Below are 22,939 nucleotides of genomic sequence, written 5' to 3'. Positions count from 1 at the left end.
TTGCTCAACACGGCTGGAAGCAACCGCAAACCCCGTAGGCGGGCCTTTACTCGATATTCGCGGCCCGCTTGAAATGGTCCGTCAGCTGCTTGCCGTAATCGATGGCGCGGTCCAGCTCCGCTGTGTACTTCTCGACCGCGCCGGAGGATGTGGCGAGCGCCACTTCGTGGGCCTTGGCGTCCACGGCACTTGCCGCACGCTCGGTGTAGCTACGGGCCTCGCCGCCGGTTGCGAGCTGGAAGGGGCCGGTCAGCCGGCGTGCGTCGACCTTATTCAGGATGGCATGGACGCAAATCCGCTTGCCCGATGCCGATCCGGCTGTTGAGAGGGTATCGGCCATATGGTAGCTTGGAGTTTCCAGACAAACCCTCGGGAAATACCCCGTAGCTCAATGCCATTAAGTCAAGCCCCCAAACCTCTCTCCCAGCGAGGGTGTCGCAAAAGCTCCTCTCCCGCCGGGAGAGGGGTTGGGGAGAGGGGGTGCAGCTTGTGGCGTGCCCAACCCACTACGAATGGCGATGTTTCCATTTAGACCTTAACCACTACCGGAACCTGTATCCTATCAACACCGACGCTGCCCAAAGCAGGAGGACATCATGCTGTATCAAAAACCGCAATTCAAAAATCAGTACGAAAACTATATTGGGGGAGAATGGGTGGCCCCGGTTGACGGTGAATATTTTGATGATGTCTCGCCCGTTGACGGAAGTCTGGTTACCAGGGTCCCGAAATCCAACCATAAAGACATCGACTTGGCTGTTAAAGCTGCTTGGAAGGCGGCTGAGACTTGGGGAAAAACCTCAGTGACCGAACGGAGTAATCTCCTGTTCAAGATCGCCGATCGCATAGAGGAGAACCTGGAAAAGCTGGCCTTGGTAGAGACTTGGGATAATGGTAAAGCGATCAGGGAGACGCTGGCGGCGGATATCCCATTGGTAATCGATCACTTTCGTTATTTCGGTAGCGTCATTCGCGCCGAGGCAGGAGAGGTGAGCGATCTTGATGCCGACACAGTTGCGATGGAGATCCATGAGCCATTGGGGGTAGTGGGTCAGATTATCCCATGGAACTTCCCAATCCTCATGGCGACCTGGAAGCTGGCCCCGGCACTAGCGGCCGGCAACTGCGCGGTTCTAAAACCGGCGGAACAGACGCCGGTATCCATCCTGTTCGTGATTGAAGCGATTGCCGATTTACTGCCTGCCGGGGTGGTGAATGTGGTTAACGGCTTCGGTCCGGAAGCAGGTAAGCCCTTGGCAACTCACCCGGATATCAAAAAAGTCGCATTTACGGGTGAGACCACGACCGGTCGGCTCATCATGCAATATGCATCGGAAAATATCATCCCCGTGACTTTAGAGCTGGGCGGTAAATCACCGAACATTTTCTTCGAAAGCGTCATGGCAGAGGACGACAACTTCCTCGACAAAGCCGTTGAGGGGCTCGTCTTGTTTGCGTTTAATCAAGGTGAAGTCTGCACTTGCCCATCTCGCGCCTTAATCCAAGAGAATATCTATGATGAGTTCATGGAACGGTGTCTAAAGCGTATCGAGGCCATCACCATGGGTGACCCGCTGGATGCGAACACCATGATGGGGGCGCAGGCATCGAACGATCAGTATGAAAAGATATTGAATTACATCGATATCGGTAAACAAGAAGGCGCGGAACTCTTGATCGGTGGTGGGGCTTATACTAATAAGACTTACCCGAACGGCTATTATGTTATGCCTACCCTATTCAAGGGCAACAATAAGATGCGTGTTTTCCAGGAAGAGATCTTCGGCCCCGTCTTGTGCGTGACGACATTCAAAGATGAAGCCGAAGCATTGGAAATCGCCAATGATACCCTATATGGACTGGGTGCCGGCGTATGGACACGCGATGTGCATCAAATGCAGACACTCACCCGCGGCATCGCAGCAGGTCGCATCTGGTGTAATTGCTTCCATCTCTATCCTGCCCATGCTTCATTCGGCGGGTATAAGAAATCCGGCATCGGACGGGAAACCCATAAAATGATGCTCAATCATTACCGTCACACCAAGAATGTGTTGGTGTCTTACGATAAGAATCCGTTGGGGTTCTTCTAAGCACATAATCAGGTCCAGGCGGTTCATAACGAACTGCCTATACTTTTGTAGGGCAATGCCGTTAAGTTAAGCGTCGAGCCCGTTTGGCCCAATCGCTGCTACCCGCGAAAGATCAAGCCCCCCGAGCGCTTCATCGCTTGGGGGGGGAAGTGAACCACGGATAAACACGGATAGACACGGATCGGTTCATGAAGATGAGATGCGGCAGATCATCGGCTGTGCGATGGCGGTGCTCGACGACCCGAAGCTCGGCCGGGTCCTGAATGTTCGACGGGCACGGTTGGAATGGAATCGGGTTGTCTCACCGAGTCCATCGGTGTGAATCCGTGGTTCTATTCACAGAAACGACAAAGGTTGCCGGTAAGGCCCAACTTAATGGCATTGTTTTGTAGGGTAGGTCTATATGACTGTAGAACGGGTATCGATTACGGATCGGGCCAAGGCAGTTATCGACCGATTGCGGGAACGGCATGGGGATCTGATTTTTCACCAAAGTGGTGGTTGCTGCGACGGCTCTGCCCCGATGTGTTTTGCAAAAGGTGACTTTTTGATTGGTTCCAGAGATGTCTGCTTGGGCGAAATTCACGGTTGTAACTTTTATATGGCCTCGGACCAATTTGAATTCTATAAGAACATGCATATAACCCTTGACGTTTCAGAAGGCAGAGGATCTAGTTTCTCATTGGAAATCCCGCTCGGTTTACGTTTTATGGCAATTTCAAGATTGTTTACGGATGACGAATTAGGCAATGTCAGACCGGTTGAAGCCTGACACGGCTTCCATTCTGTCGAGCATATCAGTACCAAAGTGCCCATAACATAGAAATCATTTTTTGCCGCAAATGAACGCAAATCGATCGCAATCATCTTACCAGTATCGATAATCCTCGACCCTGTTGCGTTTATTTGTGTTCACTATTTGTGTCTACAGAGAGAAATCTTATGTCCAAACAACCGTTACTTCACAAGCTCTCTATCCTTGGTCGAGATGACAAGATGACTGAATCTTATCCTAAGTGGACCCCCGTAGAGGTGAGACTTATCGAAAATGAGAATCATGGGAGGATAACGAGATGGATAAATAGAAGCAAGTGGGAGCTGTTAAAAGATTTTGAGTATCATGCAAATCCAGAAATTTGTTTTGTTATTCCTAAAGGATTTATATCTGATGGTGCAAGTATTCCAAAATTTTTTCATTCATTTCTCAACCCATGTGGAGTTTTATTTATTGCGAGCGTCATTCATGATTTCGCTTGCGAACATGGTTATTTAACAAAGCGTCATCTTGTTAATGGGAATAGTGAGGAAATAAAATACACTATGTCAAGGAAGTATTGGGATAATTTATTCCTAAAAATAGCAAAGGAAACTAACGATCTACTGATCGTTAATTACATTGCCTGGTGCGCCGTAAGACTCAATTCGATAATCAAAATCGAATTACCCAATTATTTCAGGAAATCAAAATGTCAATAAAACTAGCACAAACCGCACTAAAAAATCTTGACCTCTATAATGGGGAGATTGATGGCATCAACGGTAACCAGGCAACAATTGCAAACAACCTATGACACTGATAATGGGCCTATAATCTCGTGGGATTCGGTACCCGACACCATAAGACGAGGATAGAAGAATGCAACGTCGCGATTTCTTCAAGCAGGCCGGGGTCGCCTCATTGACGCTCGGTGCCTGTACCGCCGGTATCAAGACCGCCCAGGCTGGTACCGCTTACAAGTGGAAGCTGGTCACCACCTGGCCCAAGAACTTCCCTGGTCTGGGCACCGGCGCCAACCGGCTCGCTGAACTCATCGGTGAGATGAGTGGGGGCCGTATCCGGGTGAAGGTGTATGGGGCCAAGGAATTGGTGCCCGCATTCGAGGTCTTCGATGCCGTCGCTCAGGGCACGGCCGAGATGGGCCATGGCGCGGCCTATTACTGGAAAGGTAAGAGTGAGGCCGCCCAGTTTTTCACCACCGTCCCCTTCGGTATGACGGCCCAGGAGCGGAACGGCTGGCTCTACCATGGGGGCGGCCTAGCGCTCTGGACCGAGCTCTATGCCCGGTTCGGTCTAGTCCCCGCGCCGGCTGGGAACACCGGGGTCCAGATGGGGGGCTGGTTCAACAAGGAGATCAAGAGCGTTGCGGACCTTGCGGGACTCAAAATGCGGATTCCGGGCCTCGGCGGTGAGGTGCTCAAACGTGCCGGAGGCACGCCGGTCAATCTGCCGGGGGGTGAGCTCTTCACCGCTCTGCAGTCCGGTGCCATCGACGCCACCGAGTGGGTAGGGCCCTACAACGACCTGGCCTTCGGTCTCTACAAGGCGGCCAAATACTACTACTACCCCGGCTTTCACGAGCCGGGCACCACACTGGAGGCCATTATCAACCGGGCCGCCTTCGAGGCCCTGCCTGCGGATCTGCAAGCCATCGTGCTCAACGCCTGCAAGGTCGTGAACCAGGATATGTTGGCCGAGTACACTGCCCGCAACCCGGTGGCGCTCCAGACCCTGATCGAGAAGCACGGTGTAGCGCTGCGTTCCTATCCGGCCGATGTCATTGCCAAGCTGCACCGGCTTGCCAAGGAGGTAGTCTCCGAATTGGCGGAGAAGGATGCATTCTCGCGGAAGGTGTATGCCTCCTACCGGAAGTTCCTCCGGCAATCGCAAGCATGGAGCAACATCTCGGAGCTGGCCTATCTGCAGGCACGTGACCTGGGTTGACCGAGCACAGTTTCTGCCTGCTGGAGGGTGTCACAAAAGCCCGTCCGTGGACTGTTGCGGGCGGAAACGGAGTAACCTGATCTCCCGTTTCTTTTTTTCTTCTGCATCACACCAAGATACCAAGCCACAAAGGGGTATAAGGATTGAGAGAAGAACGCCAGAAATCGAGAAGAATCCTTCGTGTCTTTGTGGCTTGGTGTGAGAAAAGTAGAGGGCCTTATGGCCCTCCCCCCGCTGGCGCTGTACATTCACATCCCCTGGTGTCTGAGCAAGTGCCCTTACTGTGACTTCAATTCGCATCCCCTGCATGGCAGCATCCCCGAAACGGCCTATGTGGAGTGCCTGCTTCGGGACCTGGAGCAGGAGACAACCGACCTCGCTTCCCCTCGCCCTCTGACGAGTGTCTTCATCGGCGGCGGCACACCGAGTCTATTCTCCGGCACGGCGATTGCCAGGCTGCTGCAGGGTGTGCGCGACCTGGTCGAGCTGCCGGTAGACGCGGAGATCACGCTGGAGGCGAACCCGGGAACGACCGCTGCCGCACGCCTCGCGGCCTATCGGCAGGCCGGTGTCAACCGGCTCTCCATCGGTGCCCAAAGCCTCTCGGCGCGGCACCTGGAGCGGATTGCCAGGCTCCACGGACCCGAGGAGGTTCGCTCTGCGGTCGACCAGGCGCGACGGGCAGGCTTCGAGAATCTCAATCTCGATCTCATGTACGGCCTGCCGGCGCAATCGCTCGCCCAGGCCTACCGGGACCTCGAGGAAGCCCTGGCCCTAACGCCCGAGCACATTGCTTACTATCAGCTCTCCATAGAGCCCAATACCGCTTTCCACCGGGCCCCTCCGCCCGTTCCCGATGAAGACCTGATCGCCGACATGCAGCTGCAGGGGGCCACAATGCTGGCGGCGCGGGGATTCGAATCCTACGAGGTATCCGCCTATGCGCCGGTGGAGTATCGCTGCTGGCACAACCTGAACTACTGGCGCTTCGGGGATTACTTAGGGATCGGTGCCGGCGCCCACGGCAAGCTGACATTCCCAGCCCGGCAACGGATCGAACGCCGGTGGAAGCTGCGTGACCCGGCGGCCTACCTCGACCCCGCTAACCGGGACCGCTTGGTCAGTGGAAAACAGGTCCTGTCGGAGGCGAATCTGATCCTAGAGTTCGCCCTGAATGCCCTGCGGTTGTCGGAGGGCTTCGACGCACCGCTGTTCGAACGCCACACGGGGCTCCCTTTCGCTCGGATCGCCGATCGGGTCGGCAAGGCCCGCTCGGTGGGTCTATTGGCCCCGGAGCAGGAAGATCATCGGGTACGACCAACCGAGCTCGGACGCCGGTTCCTCAACGATCTCCTCCAATATTTCACATAGCAGGTGGCAACTAGTCCGAAGGTCCGCGCAGCGGACCCTACTATCCAGCTGATTCTCTCGTTCCCACGCGCTGCGTGGGAACGCGGAAGCTCCGCGCCGCGGAGTGTCTCGGAGCGGACCGCTGGGATGTTGCGGCCATCTAGCCTGTGAAAACCACTGGTTAGTGCAGATAACAACCGGAAAGAGAACCACGGATGAACACGGATCGACACGGATGGAGACAAATCCGTGTCTATCCGTGTCCATCCGTGGTTCGAGATAGCGAGGATTAGATCGTTTGTTAATTGAGAACATCCCCTAGCAATATCGATCGAAACTAGTGTAGTGCGCTGTAAATAGTAGAACTAACAAAGCCGCCCCTGGTCGGTTGTAGAGAGCCGATGCAGACAAGAGGCAGAGAATGCGAATGGCGCCGCGATCGATTTGACGCCCGACGCGCGCAATCGCCGCTTAAGTTCCAAACAGAATGGCGCACTACACTAGGTACTAGTCGCCCATGGGAACGCTGGGAACGCCGGCATCTTGCCGGCCAGGATTCGCCGGCAAGGTGCTGTTCCAACCTGCCTTCTCCGCGGCGCGGAGCTTCCACGTCCCCACGCGCCGCGTGGGGACGAGAAGCGATGACAAGAAGCTTGTCAATCCTGTGTAATCCTGCAAATCCTGTCCGATTGGGGTTTCGCCACGAAGCTCGAGTCGGGCTCTCGTGGGCTCAAAGCGATGCCCCGCTAGCGGTTGCAAAAGCCTAGGGTCGTGACTAGAATTCATAGCCTGATTACCGAGCAATTTAGTCGGATATGGCCTTGGGTCGAGATCCGGGCATCCAGCGCGGATCTTTACCGATCGCCGGCAAGCACATAGCACACCTCAGGAGACTACCTCATGGCACACGAACTGCCCGCACTCCCATATGACAAGAAGGCCCTGGAGCCTGTCATCTCCCAGGAGACCATCGAGTATCACTACGGCAAGCACCACCAAACCTATGTCACCAACCTCAACAAACTGGTGCCCGGTACCGAGTTCGAAGGCAAGAGCCTGGAAGACGTCATCATGAAATCCTCCGGCGGTGTATTCAATAACGCCGCGCAGGTGTGGAATCACAGCTTCTACTGGAGCTGTCTGAGCCCCAAGGGCGGTGGTGAGCCCTCCGGCGCCCTGGCCGGTGCCATCAAAGCTAAATTTGGTTCTTTCGACGAATTCAAGAAGCAGTTTACCCAGTCTGCCACGACCAATTTCGGTTCCGGTTGGACCTGGCTGGTGAAGGGTAAGGACGGTTCTCTGGAGATCGTCAATACCTCCAACGCCGGTACCCCCATGACCGAGGGTAAAACCGCCCTGTTGACGGTCGATGTCTGGGAGCACGCCTACTATATCGACTACCGTAATGCTCGCCCCAAGTATCTGGAGAAGATCTGGGAGATCGTCAACTGGGATTTCGTGGTGGCCAAGTACGCCGGCTGACGCGGTCGACCGGCCGTGGGGCACCTTGAAAACGTCAAGGTGCCTTCAACCCATGACAGATTCCACGGTCTGAAATTCAAGCGCCGACAGCCCATCGGGCGACCTGTTGTCGATTTCGTCTGCTTAAATCATGCAGAATGAGGCCGCAATCGGACCGTGAGCAGTGAACCTCGACAGGGCCTAACCTCCGTCCTGTAGCCTCGGGGTACGTACGAACTCGGCAAAATCCGGATTCGTCCATCCGGGCTGGGCCAGCCTTGCGGGAGGTGGTGACAGGCGGGAGGTATAGTCCATGATGGCGGATATATCCTCGGCGCTGAATCCTTTAATCTGCTCGACCATCTCCGCGTCGGCGTTACGCCGCTTGCCCTGCGCTATCCATTCGAACTGGCGGACCAAGTAGGGGTAGTGTTGGCCCTGGATGAGGGGTGCATGCTCGTCGGCTATGCCTTCTCCGTGTGCACCGTGGCATTCCAGGCAGTACTCCCGGTACAGGCGTTCCCCTTTTTCCAAATCCGTACCCGGTCCTACGCTGTTGTTCGGATTCATCGGCAACCGGCTGACATAGGCGGCCACGTCGGCAAGTTGCTGCAGACCCAGGACGTCCAACATGGTAAAGGGAAACATGGTGGGGGTATCCCGGTTACCTGCCCGGATGTCCGCCATCTGCTTGATGATCACGGGGTAGAGCTGACCGGCGATCTGGGGGTAGAGACCGTCAGCGGTCCCCCAACCCTCCGGTTGATGGCAGACCGCACACATCAGATAGATCTCCCGTCCCCGCTCCGGGTTAGGCGTAAGCCGTAGGGCCATCTCCGCGTCCTGGGCTGCGGTATTCGCATCCGACCGGGGCTTCGGTGCGGCCGCAACCCTCGTCACCGCCATGACCGCGGCACAGGTAAACAGGGTGCCGAACACCAAGGTCACGAGTTTGGACGGACCCATGGATCCATACCCCACAACAGAGAAGATTCGGGCTGGTAACTCTATACCAAGTTATTCTGGTATATAAATATAGATCGATTCAGGCTTGTGTCAAAGTCTGGATCCTCAATGCGCCTCTTCCCAATTTCTGCCTATCCCCAGGTCGACCGCCAAGGGCACCCGCAGCTTCGCCGCTGCTTCCATCTCCTTGCGGATGCGTTCTCCCGCGGTTTCCGCCGTTGCTTCCGCCACCTCGAACACCAGCTCGTCGTGGACCTGCATAATCATCCGCACCGCGGGCAGCTCGTCCCGGATCCATCGGTCCACCGCAATCATGGCCTGCTTGATGATGTCCGCGGCCGTTCCCTGCATGGGGGCATTGATGGCGGTGCGTTCGGCACCCGCCCGCCGGCCTTGGTTGCTATGGTCGATGTCGGTCAGATAGATGCGGCGGCCGAATAGGGTATCAACGTACTTGTCCCTGCGCCCTTGCTCGCGGATGTTTTCCATGAATTCCTTGACTTTCGGATAGCGTCGGAAGTAGAGGCCCACATACTCCTGGGCCGCCTGGCGCTCGATGCCCAGCTGGCGGGCCAAGCCGAACGCGGACATCCCGTAGATGAGCCCGAAATTGATGGCCTTGGCGGAACGGCGCTGATCGCCGGAGACCTCCTGGGGCGGTACACCCCAGACCTCCGCGGCGGTAGCCCGATGGATGTCCAGGCCTGCATCAAAGGCGGCCAACAGACGCTCGTCACCGGAGAGATGGGCCATAATGCGCAGCTCGATCTGGGAGTAGTCCGCTGCCAGCATGCAGTAGCCGGGCTCGGCGATAAAGGCACGGCGGATGCGTCGTCCGTCCTCGCTACGGATCGGGATATTCTGCAGGTTGGGATCGGAGGAGGAGAGGCGGCCGGTGGTGGCTACCGCCTGATGATAGCTGGTATGCACCCGGCCGGTGCGCGGGTTGACCATCTGCGGCAGCTTGTCGGTGTAGGTGGACTTGAGCTTGGCCAACCCCCGGTATTCCAGGATGAGTCGCGGCAGCTCGTGTCCCTGCTCGGCGAGTTGCTGGAGCACGGATTCGGAGGTCGATGGGGCCCCCTTGGGGGTCTTGGCGATGACCAGAAGCCCCTGTTCCTGAAAGAAGATCTCTCCGATCTGCTTGGGAGAACCCAGGTTGAATCTGCGTCCCGCTGCATCAAAGGCGGCTTGCTCCAAATCCTGCATACGCGCCGCCATGTCGGTGCTCTGGGCGGCGAATAAATCTGCATCCACGCCTACGCCGTTGCGTTCCATACGCGAGAGCACCGGTACCAGGGGCATCTCGATCTCCTGGTAGAGGTTCAACAAGGAGGATTCCGCCTGTAGCCGGGGAAACAGCTCCCGGTGCAGGCGCAGGGTGACGTCCGCGTCTTCGGCGGCATAGGGACCGGCCTGCTCCAGGGGGATCTGATCGAAGCTGAGCTGCTTGGCGCCCTTGCCTGCAATGTCCTCGAAATGGATGGTTTCCTGCCCCAGGTACTTCCTCGCCAGGGAGTCCATGTCATGGCGGGTAGCGGTACTGGCCAGCACATAGGATTCCAACATAGTATCTTGGACGATTCCTGCCAAGTGAATGCCGTGATTGGCCAGCACACTCATGTCGTACTTGAGGTTCTGGCCCAGCTTGGGCCGGTCCGGGTCCTCCAGGAGGGGCCTCAGGCGTTCCAGCACCCAGTCCCGGTCGAGCTGTTCAGGCGCTCCGGGGTAGTCATGGGCCACCGGGACATAAGCCGCCTGGTGCGGCTCGACGGCGAAGGACAGGCCTACCAGCGTGGCCCGCATGTAATCCAGGCTGGTCGTCTCGGTATCAATGGCGAAGAGGTCCGCGGATTTCAGGCGCTCGAGCCAAGCTTCAAGGGCCTGCTTCGAATATACGATCTCATACTCATTGTTCACTGCCGGCTCTGCGACCGGATGGTCATCCGCCTGATCCAGGTCGGATTTATCCCCCAAGGTCGCCAACAGGCGTTTGGACTCGAAGCGCTCGTACCAGCTACGCAAGCGATCCAGGTCAGGAGGGATGGGTGCCAGATCCTGGGGGCCCAGATCCAAGGGGAGATCCAGCTTGAGGGTAACCAGCGTTCGCGCGCGGGGCAGCCAACTAATGCTTTCACGCAGACCCGCTCCGAGCTTGCCCTTGATCTTGTCCGCGTTCTCGATCACTCCATCCAGGCTACCGAACTCGTCAATCCACCTAGCTGCCGTCTTAGGTCCACACTTGGGCACACCAGGGATGTTGTCGACACTGTCCCCCATCAGGCTCAGGTAGTCCACGATAAGCTCCGGCGGGACGCCGAACTTGGCGATGACACCTGCCCGATCGAGCAGGGTGTCGGTCATGGTGTTGATCAAGGCGATGCGGTCGTTGACCAGCTGGGCCATATCCTTGTCGCCGGTAGCGATCAGGGTATCCAGGTGCTCGGCCATGGCCTGCACCGCGAGGGTGCCGATGACATCGTCCGCCTCTACCTCCGGGACCACCAGCAGCGGCAGACCCATGGCGCGGATGGTCTCGTAGAGGGGCGTGATCTGCTCGCGCAGATCCTCCGGCATGGGCGGCCGGTTAGCCTTGTACTCGGGAAAGATCGCGTTCCGAAAGGTCTTACCGGCGGCATCGAATACCACCGCCATGTATTGGGGCCGGTAGTCTGTGCCGAGCTTGCGTAGCATATTGAGCACACCGATCGCTGCGCCGGTGGCCTCCCCCTTCGAGTTGACGAGCTTAGGTAGGGCATGATAGGCGCGGAACAGATAGGACGATCCGTCGACGAGGATGAAGGGATAGTGTTTGGTCATGAGTGGCTAGTGGTTAGTGGTTAGTGGTTAGTGGTTAGTTGTGGTTCGGAGTTTCACTCTCAACGAATTGAGCATCTTTGATATTTCTTCCAGCAGCAGGAGAATCTCGCTGATCTGTCCTGAGGTCACGTAGCCCAACCGTTGCGCGATTAGGGTTTGCGTCTCTACCTCTGCCCGGGAACCCTGAGCGATCGACAGGAAATTCAGGAAATCCGCCGTTGTCCTGCGCGCTTGTCCCTCCGCAATGTTCGAGGGAATCGATACCACCGCGCGCCGTATCTGACTGCTCAATCCATACACTTCCTCCTTGGGGAACGCCTTTGTCATTCGATACACCCGCTCCACCAGTTCCATCGATTTCTGCCATACCACCAAATCCTGATAGCTTTTTACCCTCCACTCGCCACTCATCACTCCCCACTCCTCAGGTCACGTCTTCGTCATTCGATACACCCGCTCTACCAGCTCCATCGATTTCTGCCATACCACTAAATCCTGATAGCTTTTTACTCTCCACTCGCCACTCACCACTCCTCCTCAGACCAAGTATAGGGTCAGGGGCTCGATCTCACGATAGACCAATGCCAGAGGGGAGTGGCGACTCAAGGTCAGGATGCGGGTACCGGATGGGTAAATGACGTGATAGGTTTGCAGCAAATGCAGGTCACTCGCGCCTTTCAATAGACCCATGACGGCGTCGAACTCGGGCCGGTCCTCCGTGCCGAACCGAAGCGCCGTATCGGCGATCCGGAGCCCTTCGGGACCGAGCTCGACCTGGGGCGGACCTGCTTCGCGGTTAGTCAGGAACAGGGGGCGGAGGAAAGCCTTGACCCGAGACGTCAATATCAATCCGATCTGACCCTCACCGAGCAACCACGAAAGGTCCCGTTTTTCGTCGAAGTGTTTGTCGTGATTACCGAATGCGGTTGCCCAACCATGGAAATAGGCGGCGTAACGACGGATCTTGCGTTCTGAGATCATAAGAATCGATTGACCGGAACCAGAAGCTTCTTGAGTCGAGCACCAGCGCCACAGGCCTCTCATCCTTTGACAGCGCCTGAAAGCCGACGACTAGTGCAGTCATTCTACCTTGTCACATCTCCAACAAAAGAAACAGATGACCTAGGAATAATCTGATCGGCGAATCCATATCAGTGAAAACAAAACTGCTGATGTTCCTTGCTTCCAAGTCCAGGGTTTCGCAGGTCTCCAAATCACTGAGACTACCGAATGCCGAGTTTTAATCAATTCAAAAGGCGGTTGCAGGAATGTCTGCAACGACTTCGGGAACCGCATGCCGTGAGACTGCTCTCGGCAAATAGGATCGGGTTTTGCAACACGACCGGATATAATTACACACTTCGAGGAAAAGCCGATCCGGTCGGTTCTTTTCATCCTACATGGGTCCCTCCACTTCCCAAGGTACCCTCCAACACCGGATTCATGAGAGTCGACGTTGATCACGAAACCAGAAGGCTTTATTACATTTCAGGACCTCATCTTCACCTTAGAGCGCTTTTGGGCCGAGCGCAGCTGTGTTGTCATGCAACCCTATGACATGGAAGTCGGGGCCGGTACCTTCCATCCGGCGACCTTCCTTCGCTCCATCGGTCCGGAGCCCTGGAGAAGCGCCTACGTCCAGCCCTCACGACGCCCTACCGACGGAAGATACGGGGAGAACCCGAATCGCCTGCAGCACTATTACCAGTATCAGGTCGTGCTGAAACCTTCACCCTTGGACATCCAGGACCAATATCTGGATTCACTCCGTACCTTAGGAATCGATCCACTCGTCCACGACGTCCGCTTTGTCGAAGACAATTGGGAGTCACCATCTTTGGGCGCCTGGGGACTCGGGTGGGAGGTCTGGCTCAACGGCATGGAGATAACCCAGTTTACCTATTTTCAGCAGGTGGGAGGACTTGACTGCCGGCCCGTTACAGGAGAGATAACCTATGGGCTCGAGCGCATCGCCATGTACCTGCAGGGAGTGGAGAGCCTATATGATCTCATCTGGACCAGCACCAATGACCGCACGGTGACCTATGGGGACGTCTACCATCAGCATGAGGTCGAACAATCCGCGTACAATTTCGAGCATGCCGATATCGATTCCCTATTCCGACAATTCGATACCTGTGAGGAACAGGGCCGACACCTGATCGACACAGGGCTTCCACTTCCCGCGTATGAGCAGGTACTCAAGGCATCTCACACCTTCAACCTACTAGACGCCCGCAATGCAATTTCCGTAACCGAGCGGCAGCGCTTCATCCTGCGCATCCGTACCCTAGCCCAGGCAGTAGCCCAAGCCTACTATGACCGACGGGAGGCCCTGGGCTTTCCCATGGCACAAAAAAGCTGAATAACGGAGGCGATTTATGGAAGAGACACATGACCTCCTGGTAGAGATCGGCACCGAGGAGCTTCCGCCGAAACCCTTACAGGTGCTGTCAGAGGCCTTCAAGAAAGGATTGGAGGATCAGCTGCGGAAACATGAGCTAGGATTCTCATGGATCGAGCCCTTCGCCACACCACGTCGCCTGGGGCTACTCGTCCGGGAGTTAGCAACACGCCAACCGGACCAAGAGATCGTACGCAAGGGCCCGGCCCTACAGGTCGCATTCGATACTCAAGGCCAGCCTACAAGAGCAGCCTCCGGCTTTGCCCGCTCCTGTGGTGTCTCAGTCAAGGAGCTACAGCAGGAAGAAACGTCAAAGGGTGCCTGGCTGGTATTTCGCCAGGTCCAACAGGGCCGGAATACTATGGATCTAATCGTCGATATGACGGCAAAGGCATTGGAGGCGCTGCCTATCCCTAAGCGGATGCGCTGGGGTGAACAGGACGATGAGTTCGTTCGCCCGGTTCACTGGGTGACTATCGTCTTCGGAGAAGACCCTGTAGAAGGACGGCTATTCAGCATCAATGCTGGTCGCCTAACTCGGGGCCATCGCTTCCAGGCTCCGGTAGCCCTCCCCATTCCATCCGCCTCCCAGTACGCTGAGATTCTCCGCACCCAGGGAAAGGTCGAGCCGAGCTTCTCGACGCGCCGGGAAATGATACGCAACCAAGTACAGGCACTAGCCGAAGATGCCAGTGGTCAAGCTATCATGGAAGACGACCTGCTCGATGAGGTCACCGCACTCTGCGAGTGGCCATATGCAATTATGGGTGCTTTCGATGAAGGCTTTCTGGAGATGCCATCGGAAGTCCTCATAGAGACCATGCAGAAGCACCAAAAGTACTTTCCCCTAGTCTCCTCCAATGGCAGGTTATTGCCGCACTTCATCACCATCAGCAATATTCAAAGTCGGGATCCTGCTCAGATACGGGCCGGAAATGAACGTGTCATTCGACCTCGATTCTCAGACGCAGCCTTCTTTTTGGAGCAAGATCTAAAGCAACCCCTCCAAGCGTTCGAACCTAAGCTGGAGAAGGTCATATTCCAAGAAAGGCTCGGGACGTTAGCGGAAAAATCGGCGCGTCTTGGCCGGATTTCCGGGCAGATCGCAAGTCTTCTGGGTATAGACCAAGGACTAGCAATCAGGGCCGCTCAGCTCGCTAAGTGTGACCTGGTAACCCAAATGGTTCTCGAGTTCCCCGGTCTACAGGGCACCATAGGCCGGTACTACGCCTGGAAGGCGGGGGAGAATCCCTGTGTAGTCTCCGCCATGGAGCAACAATATCTGCCACGCCGCGCCGGGGACGAGCTTCCTCAATCAGATTGTGGCCTGGTTCTGTCGATCGCCGACAGGCTCGACACACTCGTGGGTATCTTCGCGATTGGTCAACGTCCAACGGGTGTCAGGGACCCTTACGCATTGCGTCGAGCAGCGATTGGCTTGCTGCGAATCCTTATCGAGACCCCTTTGTCACTCGATCTAAGAGAGATCCTCAACTTCTCATCGGAAACGCTCAAGGACAAGGTCGATACAAAAGGGATCGTTGCAGAAGTCTTCGAGTATTGTATGGAGCGCCTCAAGGGTTATTATCTGGATCAAAACATCAGGGCGGATATCGTCGATTCGGTATTGGCAGTGAATCCCACGGTACCAAGCGACATCCACCGTAGGATCCTTGCGGTGGAGGACTTCCGATCACTTCCCGAAGCAGCAGCCCTAACAGCCGCCAATAAACGCATACGCAACATCCTGCGCAAGCACTCGGAGAGCATACCTGAACGGATCGATACCAACCTACTACAGGATGATGCGGAACGACGCCTGGAAGCAAGGATCACATCCCTAGCGTCCGGCATCTCACCATTCCTCAAGACCCAAGACTACAAGGGCATCTTGAAGATGCTGTCGGAATTGCACAATGACATCGACACCTTTTTTGACAAGGTTATGGTAATGACCGAGCAATCGGATCTAAGACGTAATCGGCTCACACTTCTGCGAGATACCGAAGCCCTCTTTTTAAAGGTCGCAGACATATCGTTTCTGAAATCTGAGTTTCATAAACAAGATTAATTCAACCGCTGCACAGTATCTTGCCGATGAGTAGAAATATGCAGGGTATCAAGCTCGTGGTCCTCGACAGGGACGGCGTTATCAATCAAGATTCCGACGACTATATAAAAACACCAGAGGAGTGGATACCCATCCCAGGTAGCCTCGAGGCGATCGCTAGGCTTAACCACACAGGATATCGAGTTATCGTGGCAACAAATCAATCAGGCCTGGGTCGCGGTTACTTCAGCATTGATACCATCAATACTATACATCGCAAAATGCGACGGGAGCTCTCGGTATTCGGTGCGCAGATAGAAGCCATCTTCCTTTGCCCTCACACCCCCAACATAAATTGCCGTTGCCGTAAACCACTTCCTGGTCTCCTTGAGGATATTGCAAAGCGACTACGGATCAACATGGCAGGAGTACCTATGATTGGTGACTCATTTCGGGATATTCAGGCAGCAGCTGCAGTAGGTGCCTCACCATTACTCGTTTTAACCGGAAAGGGACAAGCAACCGTTGAAGAACACATGGATGACCTAACCGGTATACCTATCCACAAGGATCTTTCCACCGCCGTAGATGCACTCCTGGCTGGCTGAGAGCTGCAAGCATGGTTACACTGAGATCAATCTTGTATATGCTGTTCCTGTCGATCACCATTATCCTGTATGGATTGCCCATCGGTATCTTTGGATGGATCCTACCCTACAGGCTGGTTTCAAAGGTCAGCCAACACTGGGGGAAGATCAACCTCCAAGCACTGAAGTTGATCTGTGGGCTCGGTTATCAAGTACAGGGTAAGGAAAATCTACCATCCTCTACCTGCATCGTTCTCTGCAAGCACCAATCGGCGTGGGAGATCATCACGTTACGTGCCCTACTACCACCAGAGAACACTTGGGTGGTAAAACGCGAGCTCTTATGGGTACCTTTCTTCGGATGGGCCCTTGCGGCCCTTCGACCAATCACGATCGATCGTGATAATGCCCGCCGCTCTCTGCAAGAGCTACTCAATCAGGGTAAATACTGGCTGGATAAGGGGCGCTGGATCACCATCTTTCCGGAAGGCACACGGGTTACTTCCGGCAAAAGACAGCACTACAACAGAGGTGGAGCCATGCTAGCAAGAAAGACAGGCTATCCAGTGCTGCCTATTGCCCATAATGCGGGAGTATTCTGGCGGCGTAGGGACCTAAAGAAGTACCCAGGGGAAATTACCTTGGTTATTGGAAAACCGCTGAATCCCGAGAGACTTTCTGCGACCGAGATAAGCCGACGCGTCGAGGAATGGATCGAGGGAACCGTAGCGGAGCTGCCACGTAGAGGCTTACGGTAATACCCCCGGAGATCAAATATCGACGTTTTCTGCATCAAGCGCATACCGTTCAATAAACTCCCGGCGAGGCTCTACCTGATCCCCCATCAGGGTGGTAAAAACCTCATCCGCGGCGATTGCATCCTCAATAGTCACCTGCAAGAGCCTCCTCGTTTCAGCGTTCATAGTCGTTTCCCAAAGCTGATCGGGATTCATTTCGCCAAGACCCTTGTAACGCTGAATATGATAGCCGCGCCTTACTTCCTCGATCAGCCACTCAAGACCCTCACCAAAGCTTCCAATCATCCTCCGCTTACCACCACGGGAAACATAGGCCCCTGGCTCTACCAATCCGTTGAGCTTGTCCCCAACGGCAGTAATACGGGTATAGTCCGCACTGCGAAAAAAATCGATCGATAAGTAGCTAGTCTCTGGAATCCCGTGGTACAGGCGAGTAAACACCAGACCAGGGTAACCTGCTTCATCAGGTTCTAATCGCTTGACAGAAAACCTTTCACCAGAGCCGGACTTAGCATTCAGATACCCCTGGAGCTGAAATAGCCAACCGGTGAACCCTTCCACATCCATCAAGGTTTCCACGTCAATTCGCTGCAAAGAAAGCAACGACTCTAAAAGAGCCCGGTCATAGCGCGTAGAAAGCCTTGCAATGATACCTTGGTAGACCTGATAGTCCTTTGCCAACATCTCAAAAGCGGTATCGGCCATAGGCGGAGCATTCCCCGACACAAAGAGCTGAGCATTATCTAGTGTCGCCTGCAGCAGGGCCCCATCTAGCTCTGCATCATCGAGCAGATAGAGTTCTTGTTTCCCTCTCTTAATTTTATAGAGCGGCGGCTGCGCAATATAGATATGTTCGCGTTCTACCAGCTCCGGCATTTGACGATAGAAAAATGTCAACAATAGTGTTCGGATATGGGCCCCATCTACATCCGCATCGGTCATTATGATTATCCGGTGATAGCGCAGCTTATCAGGATCATAATCTTCGCGACCTATTCCACACCCTAAAGCGGTAATGAGCGTGCCCACTTCCGTAGAAGACAGCATCTTGTCAAAACGTGCCTTCTCTACATTGAGGATTTTACCCTTGAGGGGAAGAATCGCCTGAAACGCCCGATCACGCCCTTGCTTAGCAGAACCGCCAGCAGAATCTCCCTCAACCAGATAGAGCTCGGACCTTGTAGGATCTTTCTCCTGGCAGTCCGCAAGCTTCCCTGGCAGTCCCGCAACATCCAAAACACCCTTGCGTCGCGTCATTTCCCGGGCCTTCCGTGCCGCCTCCCTCGCACGTGCCGCCTCGAGCATTTTATTTGCAATCGTCTTGGCTTCAGTTGGATGCTCTTCAAGAAACTCAGTTAGATGCTCGATCAACAGCCCCTCAACAACAACCTTGACCTCGGAAGAAACGAGCTTTTCCTTCGTCTGGGAAGAGAACTTGGGGTCTGAAACCTTCACAGATACGACAGCCGTAAGCCCCTCACGGGCATCATCACCAACTGCCCGAACCTTATGTTTCTTCACCAGCTCCTCTCGATCGATATACTGATTAAGCGTCCTAGTCAGACCAGCCCGAAAACCAGCCAAATGAGTTCCACCATCCTGCTGGGGAATGTTATTCGTATAACAGAAAATCTTCTCCTGAAAAGACTCATTCCACTGCAACGCAATCTCCACAAGGATACCCTGGCGTTCTGAAAGAAAAGAAAAAACCGTGGGATGGATCGCAACCTTGTTGCGATTAAGATGCTCTACAAACGCCTGTATTCCGCCCTTATACTCAAAGCAATCTTTACGCCCCGTACCTTCCTGCACCAGTGAAATCCTGACACCGGAATTGAGAAAGGAAAGCTCCCTCAGGCGTTTTGCAAGAATGTCATAGTGAAATCCCAGGTCTGAAAATATCTCTCCAGACGGCCGAAACCGAATCTCCGTTCCCGTTCCATCACACTGGCCAACACTCTTCAGAGGATAAAGCGGTTCCCCCAACTTGTATTCCTGTATATAGAGATTACCACTACGGCGTACACGCATGGTGAGATGCTCGGACAAGGCGTTAACAACGGATACACCAACTCCGTGCAGACCACCGGAGACCTTGTAGGAGTCAGCATCGAATTTACCGCCAGCATGGAGAACCGTCATGATCACTTCAGCAGCGGATCGATTTTCCTCAGGGTGAATATCTACCGGGATACCGCGTCCGTCGTCCACAACGGAGACAGAATCATCCGCATGGAGGGTAACGATGATATCGCTGCAATGCCCTGCCAGAGCCTCATCGATGGAGTTATCGACCACTTCGAAAACCATATGATGAAGGCCAGTTCCATCATCCGTATCACCAATGTACATGCCGGGCCTTTTTCGAACAGCATCGAGACCCCGTAGAACTTTTATACTCGATGAATCGTAGCCCATAGAGGAAACCCTCATAAAAAAAGAGAACCATAAAGGGTTCCCAATATTAGACAACCGGAGGTGCCGGAACATTTTGTTCCACGTGGAACACTTAGAACAGCACTGTCCAGCGCTACTTGATGCGTAACTATCTAGGACCCCTTGCCAAACCGTAGGTTACCTGTGTAGCGTAGCCCCACACCTGACCAGTGCGTCCCAACCCGCTCTCTGGAAAGCTCTGACAACAAGCTGACTCAACTGCGTGTGCTGGTTGCGGAGCAGGCCATACTCATTGAGCACCAGGGCGAGCGCATCCACGAGTTAGAAGCGCGCATCCAAACGCTCGAAGCACGGCTGGCCCAGGATAGCCACAACTCCAGCAAGCCGCCATCCTCGGACCCGCCGTTCCAGAAGCTGCCACCCTGCTCGCAACGTCAACCTAGCGGGCGCAAGCCAGGTGGTCAAGCGGGTCGGCGTGGGGTACCACCCGTTCCTTGGTCGACAACCCTGATCAGCGCATCATTGTCCCATTGACGGGGACCTGCGCATGCAGACGCGGCTGCACTGAGCTCACCGCCAAGGTGCTACCGGAGCAACGCTAAGTGGTCGAGGTAGTAATCCAGCGCGAGGTCACCGAGCATCGCATCGTTGGCGGGACCTGTGCCTGCAGGCGCGTGCAGCGCAGCACCTCCCCCAAGGGGACCACAGCCCCAGTCCAGGATGGATCAAACGTATCGGCGTTTGCCGTCTACATGACCCAATACCAGTTATTGCCCTACCAGCGTACCGCCGAGGTGCTCAATGAACTGGCCAGCATTACGATCGCACCGGGTACCCTCCAGCGTGCCGCACAGATGGCCACTACCCACCTGGCGGCGCCGGTTGTAGCCATCCGCGGCGCCCTCGTCACCGCACCGGTCACGTATACTGGTGAGACTGGCCTGCAGGTAGACGGCACCCGGCACTGGTTGCACGTGCTCAGCACCGCGTGGCTGACGGCCTATTTCCCCTACCCCAAGCGCAGCGCCGAGGCGCTGGATGAATTCGGCCGGTTAGCGCAACTCGTCGGCATACTCGTCCATGACCACTGGTCGGCCTATGAGCGCTACCCCTGTTTGCACGCCTTTTGCAATGCCCATCATCGGCGTGAACTCACCGCGATCGCCGAGCCGATTCCAAGCCAGCGCTGGGCAACCAACATGATCACGCTGTTATGCGAAGCCAACGCCCAAGTGAGGGAAGCCCGCGCCCACGGGCCTCGCGGCATTGCCCGCTGCCGACAGCAAGCGCCTGCAGACTCGCTACGACACCATCCCCACCACCGCCGAAGCCTATAATCCGCGTCGTCCCCGCTCCTCTGGTACCCGCGGGCGGGTCAAGCAATCCCCGGCCTATAACCTCATCGCGCAGCTACGACAACACCGCGATGAAGTCCTGCGTGTTATCACCAACCTGCGTGTTCTCTTCGACAACAACCAGGCCAAACGCGACATCCGCATGCCCAAGCTCAAGCAGAAGGCTTCCGGCTGCTTCCGCTCCACGACCAGCATGGAAGCGTTTACCATCATCCGCTCCGACCTCTCAACCTTACACAAACAGTCTGCCCACATCTTCCAGTCACTCGTCCTGACATTCCAGGGTAGCCCTCCGACGCCTCATCATCTGTAGCTGCTAAGAGGCTGTCTAAAAAGGGCCGCAGACCAGAGTCAGGAGTAGGCTGGGTTAAGGAACGAAACCCAGCGTTTACAGGCCAGCTGGTTTGCTGGGTCTCGTCCCTCGACCCAGCCTACCGATTTAAAATCAATGGCTTAGTTTTTAGACAGCCTCTAAGGTCCACACGGACCATACCGTAGGTTGCGTTAAAACACCACCATTACAGGAGATCAGCAAGTCCCCGCGCTAGGCAGGACAGCACAGGCAGGCATTCTAAGGGTAGGGGGTAGGCGCTCACCACATCCTACACGCAAAGCAAAGCTTCCGTGAGCAGGTAGCTACAACGGCTGAAGACCGGCAGCTGAAAGCAGCTTGTTACTCACGCGCATCCAAATCCTCTGAGTAACATCAAAGTCTCATCGGCATTACCACAAACGTCTCCCTCTCCTTACCTTTATTCCGCAGAATCACGCTACCGTCTGAATCTTTAAACCCAATCTCGACTTCATCTTCTTCCAGAACATTCAGTATATCTATCAAGTACCCAACATTGAACCCAATGACCATCGGCTCTTGAGAATAGGTTATCTCCAGCTCTTCCTCTGCTTCTTCCTTTTCCGGATTCTGCGTTTGAAGCCTGAGCTCTCCCTGATCCAAACTGAACCTCACCCCTCGATACTTTTCATTCGACAAAATCGACGTCCGAAACAGCGCCTGTTTCAGTGTATCTCTATCAACATAGGCAATTCGTTCCGGCGCTGGCGGTACTACCCGCTCGTAATCCGGATAGCGGCCATCAACAAGCTTCGATGTCACCAATACATCTCCTATGACAGCTCGAAACATCTTCTCCGAGATTTCTATCTGAACTCTCTCATTTGCATCCCCCCCACCAAGCAGCCGGTTCAGCTCCAATACTGTCTTCCTCGGAAGGACGATCTGCATTCCTTCCTCAACTCCCAGCGGTAGCATTTCCTCCACCTTAGCCAGACGATGACCATCAGTTGCAACTGCTACCAACCTATCCGATTTCAGCTCCAGAAGAAGACCATTCAAATAATAGCGGACATCTTGATGTGCCATTGCAAACGCCGTTTTCTCGAAGAGATGTTTCAGCGTTTGCCGCTCAACATCGACATTCTGCATCCCTTCATTTCTCTCCATAACTGGAAAATCACTTGCCGGCAAGGTACTCAACGTAAAACGACTCCTTCCCGCAACCAAAGATGCGCGATTTTCTTCTACCTTCAACGCTATTCCCGTTCCCTCGGGTAATGCCCTGCAAATCTCGATCAGCTTCCTTGCCGGTAGTGTTATCTCTCCCGACTGCTCAACCGTCGAACCGGACTTCGCATGGACTTCTATTTCCAAGTCGGTTCCGGTAATTTGCACGGAATCGTCCTCCGCCGATATCAGCAGATTGCCAAGTATTGGGAGCGTCTGCCGTCGCTCCACGACTCCTCCTACCTTTGTGAGCGCCGGCATCAGGGTCTCTCGATTCACATGTATTTTCATTATTATATCCCCTGTATATTGATATATTTATAGTTAATCTTGTGGATAACTGAACAGATCTCTTTTTTCTTTTGCTTTCAGTTTGTTATCAATAAATGTACTATTGAAATCTCTTGTGATTCCCTGTTTATAATCTGTGGATTTATCCACAAGGTTCCGTTGT

General features: G+C 54.9%; 22 protein-coding genes. 15 read left to right on the top strand and 7 right to left on the bottom strand.

Annotated elements, in window-relative coordinates:
• Positions 1-46: 46 nt before the first annotated feature.
• Complete coding sequence (locus tag E1958_RS01290) at positions 47-340, bottom strand: hypothetical protein (protein WP_133510262.1); 294 nt, start codon at positions 338-340, stop codon at positions 47-49.
• A gap of 256 nt (positions 341-596) precedes the next feature.
• On the opposite strand from E1958_RS01290, the gene E1958_RS01285 reads away from it, so the two are divergent.
• The 8 genes from E1958_RS01285 (at position 597) to E1958_RS21805 (ending at position 7,788) form a co-directional block, all read left to right on the top strand.
• On the top strand, positions 597-2,093 hold the full coding sequence (locus E1958_RS01285) for an aldehyde dehydrogenase family protein (protein WP_133510261.1): 1,497 nt from the start codon (positions 597-599) through the stop codon (positions 2,091-2,093).
• A 199-nt stretch (positions 2,094-2,292) separates the two neighbouring features.
• Entirely contained in the window at positions 2,293-2,415 is a 123-nt protein-coding gene (locus tag E1958_RS21580) for a hypothetical protein (RefSeq protein WP_279381391.1), read from the top strand.
• A gap of 81 nt (positions 2,416-2,496) precedes the next feature.
• The gene (locus E1958_RS01280) at positions 2,497-2,865 is read left to right on the top strand and encodes a DUF779 domain-containing protein (RefSeq protein WP_133510260.1); all 369 of its coding nucleotides are present in this window, start codon (positions 2,497-2,499) and stop codon (positions 2,863-2,865) included.
• A gap of 224 nt (positions 2,866-3,089) precedes the next feature.
• Positions 3,090-3,569, top strand: coding sequence for a DUF1353 domain-containing protein (locus tag E1958_RS01275; protein ID WP_165741798.1), 480 nt, complete (start codon positions 3,090-3,092; stop codon positions 3,567-3,569).
• Between the two features lie 160 nt (positions 3,570-3,729).
• Positions 3,730-4,815, top strand: coding sequence for a TRAP transporter substrate-binding protein (locus E1958_RS01270; RefSeq protein ID WP_133510258.1), 1,086 nt, complete (start codon positions 3,730-3,732; stop codon positions 4,813-4,815).
• Positions 4,816-5,034: 219 nt separating this feature from the next.
• Positions 5,035-6,186: a radical SAM family heme chaperone HemW gene (gene hemW / locus E1958_RS01265; protein WP_133510257.1), complete on the top strand. Its 1,152-nt coding sequence runs from the start codon at positions 5,035-5,037 to the stop codon at positions 6,184-6,186.
• An 879-nt stretch (positions 6,187-7,065) separates the two neighbouring features.
• On the top strand, positions 7,066-7,647 hold the full coding sequence (locus tag E1958_RS01260) for a superoxide dismutase (RefSeq protein WP_133510256.1): 582 nt from the start codon (positions 7,066-7,068) through the stop codon (positions 7,645-7,647).
• A 15-nt stretch (positions 7,648-7,662) separates the two neighbouring features.
• Entirely contained in the window at positions 7,663-7,788 is a 126-nt protein-coding gene (locus E1958_RS21805) for a DUF559 domain-containing protein (protein WP_133510255.1), read from the top strand.
• 39 nt (positions 7,789-7,827) lie between these two features.
• Here E1958_RS21805 and E1958_RS01250 read toward each other — a convergent pair whose 3' ends face one another.
• The 4 genes from E1958_RS01250 to E1958_RS01235 form a co-directional block, all read right to left on the bottom strand.
• The gene (locus tag E1958_RS01250; protein WP_207787702.1) at positions 7,828-8,592 is read right to left on the bottom strand and encodes a c-type cytochrome; all 765 of its coding nucleotides are present in this window, start codon (positions 8,590-8,592) and stop codon (positions 7,828-7,830) included.
• Between the two features lie 105 nt (positions 8,593-8,697).
• Positions 8,698-11,412 (bottom strand): DNA polymerase I, encoded by a 2,715-nt coding sequence (gene polA, locus E1958_RS01245; RefSeq protein ID WP_133510254.1) that lies wholly within the window; start codon positions 11,410-11,412, stop codon positions 8,698-8,700.
• Positions 11,413-11,439: 27 nt separating this feature from the next.
• Positions 11,440-11,823 carry a four helix bundle protein gene (locus E1958_RS01240; RefSeq protein WP_089723994.1) on the bottom strand — a complete coding sequence of 128 codons (384 nt, stop codon included), beginning with the start codon at positions 11,821-11,823 and terminating at the stop codon, positions 11,440-11,442.
• 126 nt (positions 11,824-11,949) lie between these two features.
• On the bottom strand, positions 11,950-12,393 hold the full coding sequence (locus tag E1958_RS01235; protein ID WP_133510253.1) for a hypothetical protein: 444 nt from the start codon (positions 12,391-12,393) through the stop codon (positions 11,950-11,952).
• A gap of 475 nt (positions 12,394-12,868) precedes the next feature.
• Between E1958_RS01235 and glyQ the strand changes: the two genes are divergently transcribed.
• From glyQ to E1958_RS01215, 4 genes are read left to right on the top strand one after another with little or no spacing between them, the layout of a single operon-like run.
• A complete protein-coding gene (gene glyQ / locus E1958_RS01230; RefSeq protein WP_133510252.1) occupies positions 12,869-13,777 on the top strand; it encodes a glycine--tRNA ligase subunit alpha in 909 nt (302 codons plus the stop codon).
• A gap of 16 nt (positions 13,778-13,793) precedes the next feature.
• Positions 13,794-15,887: a glycine--tRNA ligase subunit beta gene (gene glyS / locus E1958_RS01225; RefSeq protein ID WP_133510251.1), complete on the top strand. Its 2,094-nt coding sequence runs from the start codon at positions 13,794-13,796 to the stop codon at positions 15,885-15,887.
• A 38-nt stretch (positions 15,888-15,925) separates the two neighbouring features.
• Positions 15,926-16,474 carry a D-glycero-beta-D-manno-heptose 1,7-bisphosphate 7-phosphatase gene (gene gmhB / locus E1958_RS01220; protein WP_207787701.1) on the top strand — a complete coding sequence of 183 codons (549 nt, stop codon included), beginning with the start codon at positions 15,926-15,928 and terminating at the stop codon, positions 16,472-16,474.
• Between the two features lie 38 nt (positions 16,475-16,512).
• Positions 16,513-17,211, top strand: a complete 699-nt coding sequence (locus E1958_RS01215; RefSeq protein ID WP_243448387.1) for a lysophospholipid acyltransferase family protein — start codon at positions 16,513-16,515, stop codon at positions 17,209-17,211.
• 12 nt (positions 17,212-17,223) lie between these two features.
• Here E1958_RS01215 and gyrB read toward each other — a convergent pair whose 3' ends face one another.
• Complete coding sequence (gyrB, locus tag E1958_RS01210; protein ID WP_133510249.1) at positions 17,224-19,629, bottom strand: DNA topoisomerase (ATP-hydrolyzing) subunit B; 2,406 nt, start codon at positions 19,627-19,629, stop codon at positions 17,224-17,226.
• A 243-nt stretch (positions 19,630-19,872) separates the two neighbouring features.
• Here gyrB and E1958_RS21110 point away from each other — a divergent pair, with 243 nt between their 5' ends.
• The 3 genes from E1958_RS21110 (at position 19,873) to E1958_RS21570 (ending at position 21,276) form a co-directional block, all read left to right on the top strand.
• Positions 19,873-20,142 (top strand): DUF6444 domain-containing protein, encoded by a 270-nt coding sequence (locus E1958_RS21110; RefSeq protein WP_165741796.1) that lies wholly within the window; start codon positions 19,873-19,875, stop codon positions 20,140-20,142.
• Positions 20,143-20,210: 68 nt separating this feature from the next.
• A complete protein-coding gene (locus tag E1958_RS21575; RefSeq protein WP_133510248.1) occupies positions 20,211-20,945 on the top strand; it encodes an IS66 family transposase in 735 nt (244 codons plus the stop codon).
• A complete protein-coding gene (locus tag E1958_RS21570; RefSeq protein ID WP_133510247.1) occupies positions 20,875-21,276 on the top strand; it encodes an IS66 family transposase in 402 nt (133 codons plus the stop codon). Before E1958_RS21575 ends, E1958_RS21570 begins: the two co-directional genes overlap by 71 nt.
• A 393-nt stretch (positions 21,277-21,669) precedes the next feature.
• Here the strand turns inward: E1958_RS21570 and dnaN are convergent, their stop codons facing one another.
• Entirely contained in the window at positions 21,670-22,776 is a 1,107-nt protein-coding gene (gene dnaN, locus E1958_RS01195) for a DNA polymerase III subunit beta (RefSeq protein WP_133510246.1), read from the bottom strand.
• Positions 22,777-22,939: the final 163 nt, after the last annotated feature.

The organism is Candidatus Thiosymbion oneisti (genome assembly GCF_004359955.1).
Taxonomy (GTDB): domain Bacteria; phylum Pseudomonadota; class Gammaproteobacteria; order Chromatiales; family Chromatiaceae; genus Thiosymbion; species Thiosymbion oneisti.
Note: the sequence above shows the minus strand (reverse complement) of the source record. Positions and strands in the feature narration are given on the sequence as shown.

Bases quoted from the DNA above. Each gene is read 5' to 3' on its own strand.
- E1958_RS01290 (WP_133510262.1), bottom strand. From the start codon at position 340: ATGGCCGATACCCTCTCAACAGCCGGATCGGCATCGGGCAAGCGGATT.
- E1958_RS01285 (WP_133510261.1), top strand. From the start codon at position 597: ATGCTGTATCAAAAACCGCAATTCAAAAATCAGTACGAAAACTATATT.
- E1958_RS21580 (WP_279381391.1), top strand. From the start codon at position 2,293: ATGCGGCAGATCATCGGCTGTGCGATGGCGGTGCTCGACGACCCGAAG.
- E1958_RS01280 (WP_133510260.1), top strand. From the start codon at position 2,497: ATGACTGTAGAACGGGTATCGATTACGGATCGGGCCAAGGCAGTTATC.
- E1958_RS01275 (WP_165741798.1), top strand. From the start codon at position 3,090: ATGACTGAATCTTATCCTAAGTGGACCCCCGTAGAGGTGAGACTTATC.
- E1958_RS01270 (WP_133510258.1), top strand. From the start codon at position 3,730: ATGCAACGTCGCGATTTCTTCAAGCAGGCCGGGGTCGCCTCATTGACG.
- hemW (WP_133510257.1), top strand. From the start codon at position 5,035: ATGGCCCTCCCCCCGCTGGCGCTGTACATTCACATCCCCTGGTGTCTG.
- E1958_RS01260 (WP_133510256.1), top strand. From the start codon at position 7,066: ATGGCACACGAACTGCCCGCACTCCCATATGACAAGAAGGCCCTGGAG.
- E1958_RS01250 (WP_207787702.1), bottom strand. From the start codon at position 8,592: ATGGGTCCGTCCAAACTCGTGACCTTGGTGTTCGGCACCCTGTTTACC.
- polA (WP_133510254.1), bottom strand. From the start codon at position 11,412: ATGACCAAACACTATCCCTTCATCCTCGTCGACGGATCGTCCTATCTG.
- E1958_RS01240 (WP_089723994.1), bottom strand. From the start codon at position 11,823: ATGAGTGGCGAGTGGAGGGTAAAAAGCTATCAGGATTTGGTGGTATGG.
- E1958_RS01235 (WP_133510253.1), bottom strand. From the start codon at position 12,393: ATGATCTCAGAACGCAAGATCCGTCGTTACGCCGCCTATTTCCATGGT.
- glyS (WP_133510251.1), top strand. From the start codon at position 13,794: ATGGAAGAGACACATGACCTCCTGGTAGAGATCGGCACCGAGGAGCTT.
- gmhB (WP_207787701.1), top strand. From the start codon at position 15,926: ATGCAGGGTATCAAGCTCGTGGTCCTCGACAGGGACGGCGTTATCAAT.
- E1958_RS01215 (WP_243448387.1), top strand. From the start codon at position 16,513: ATGCTGTTCCTGTCGATCACCATTATCCTGTATGGATTGCCCATCGGT.
- gyrB (WP_133510249.1), bottom strand. From the start codon at position 19,629: ATGGGCTACGATTCATCGAGTATAAAAGTTCTACGGGGTCTCGATGCT.
- dnaN (WP_133510246.1), bottom strand. From the start codon at position 22,776: ATGAAAATACATGTGAATCGAGAGACCCTGATGCCGGCGCTCACAAAG.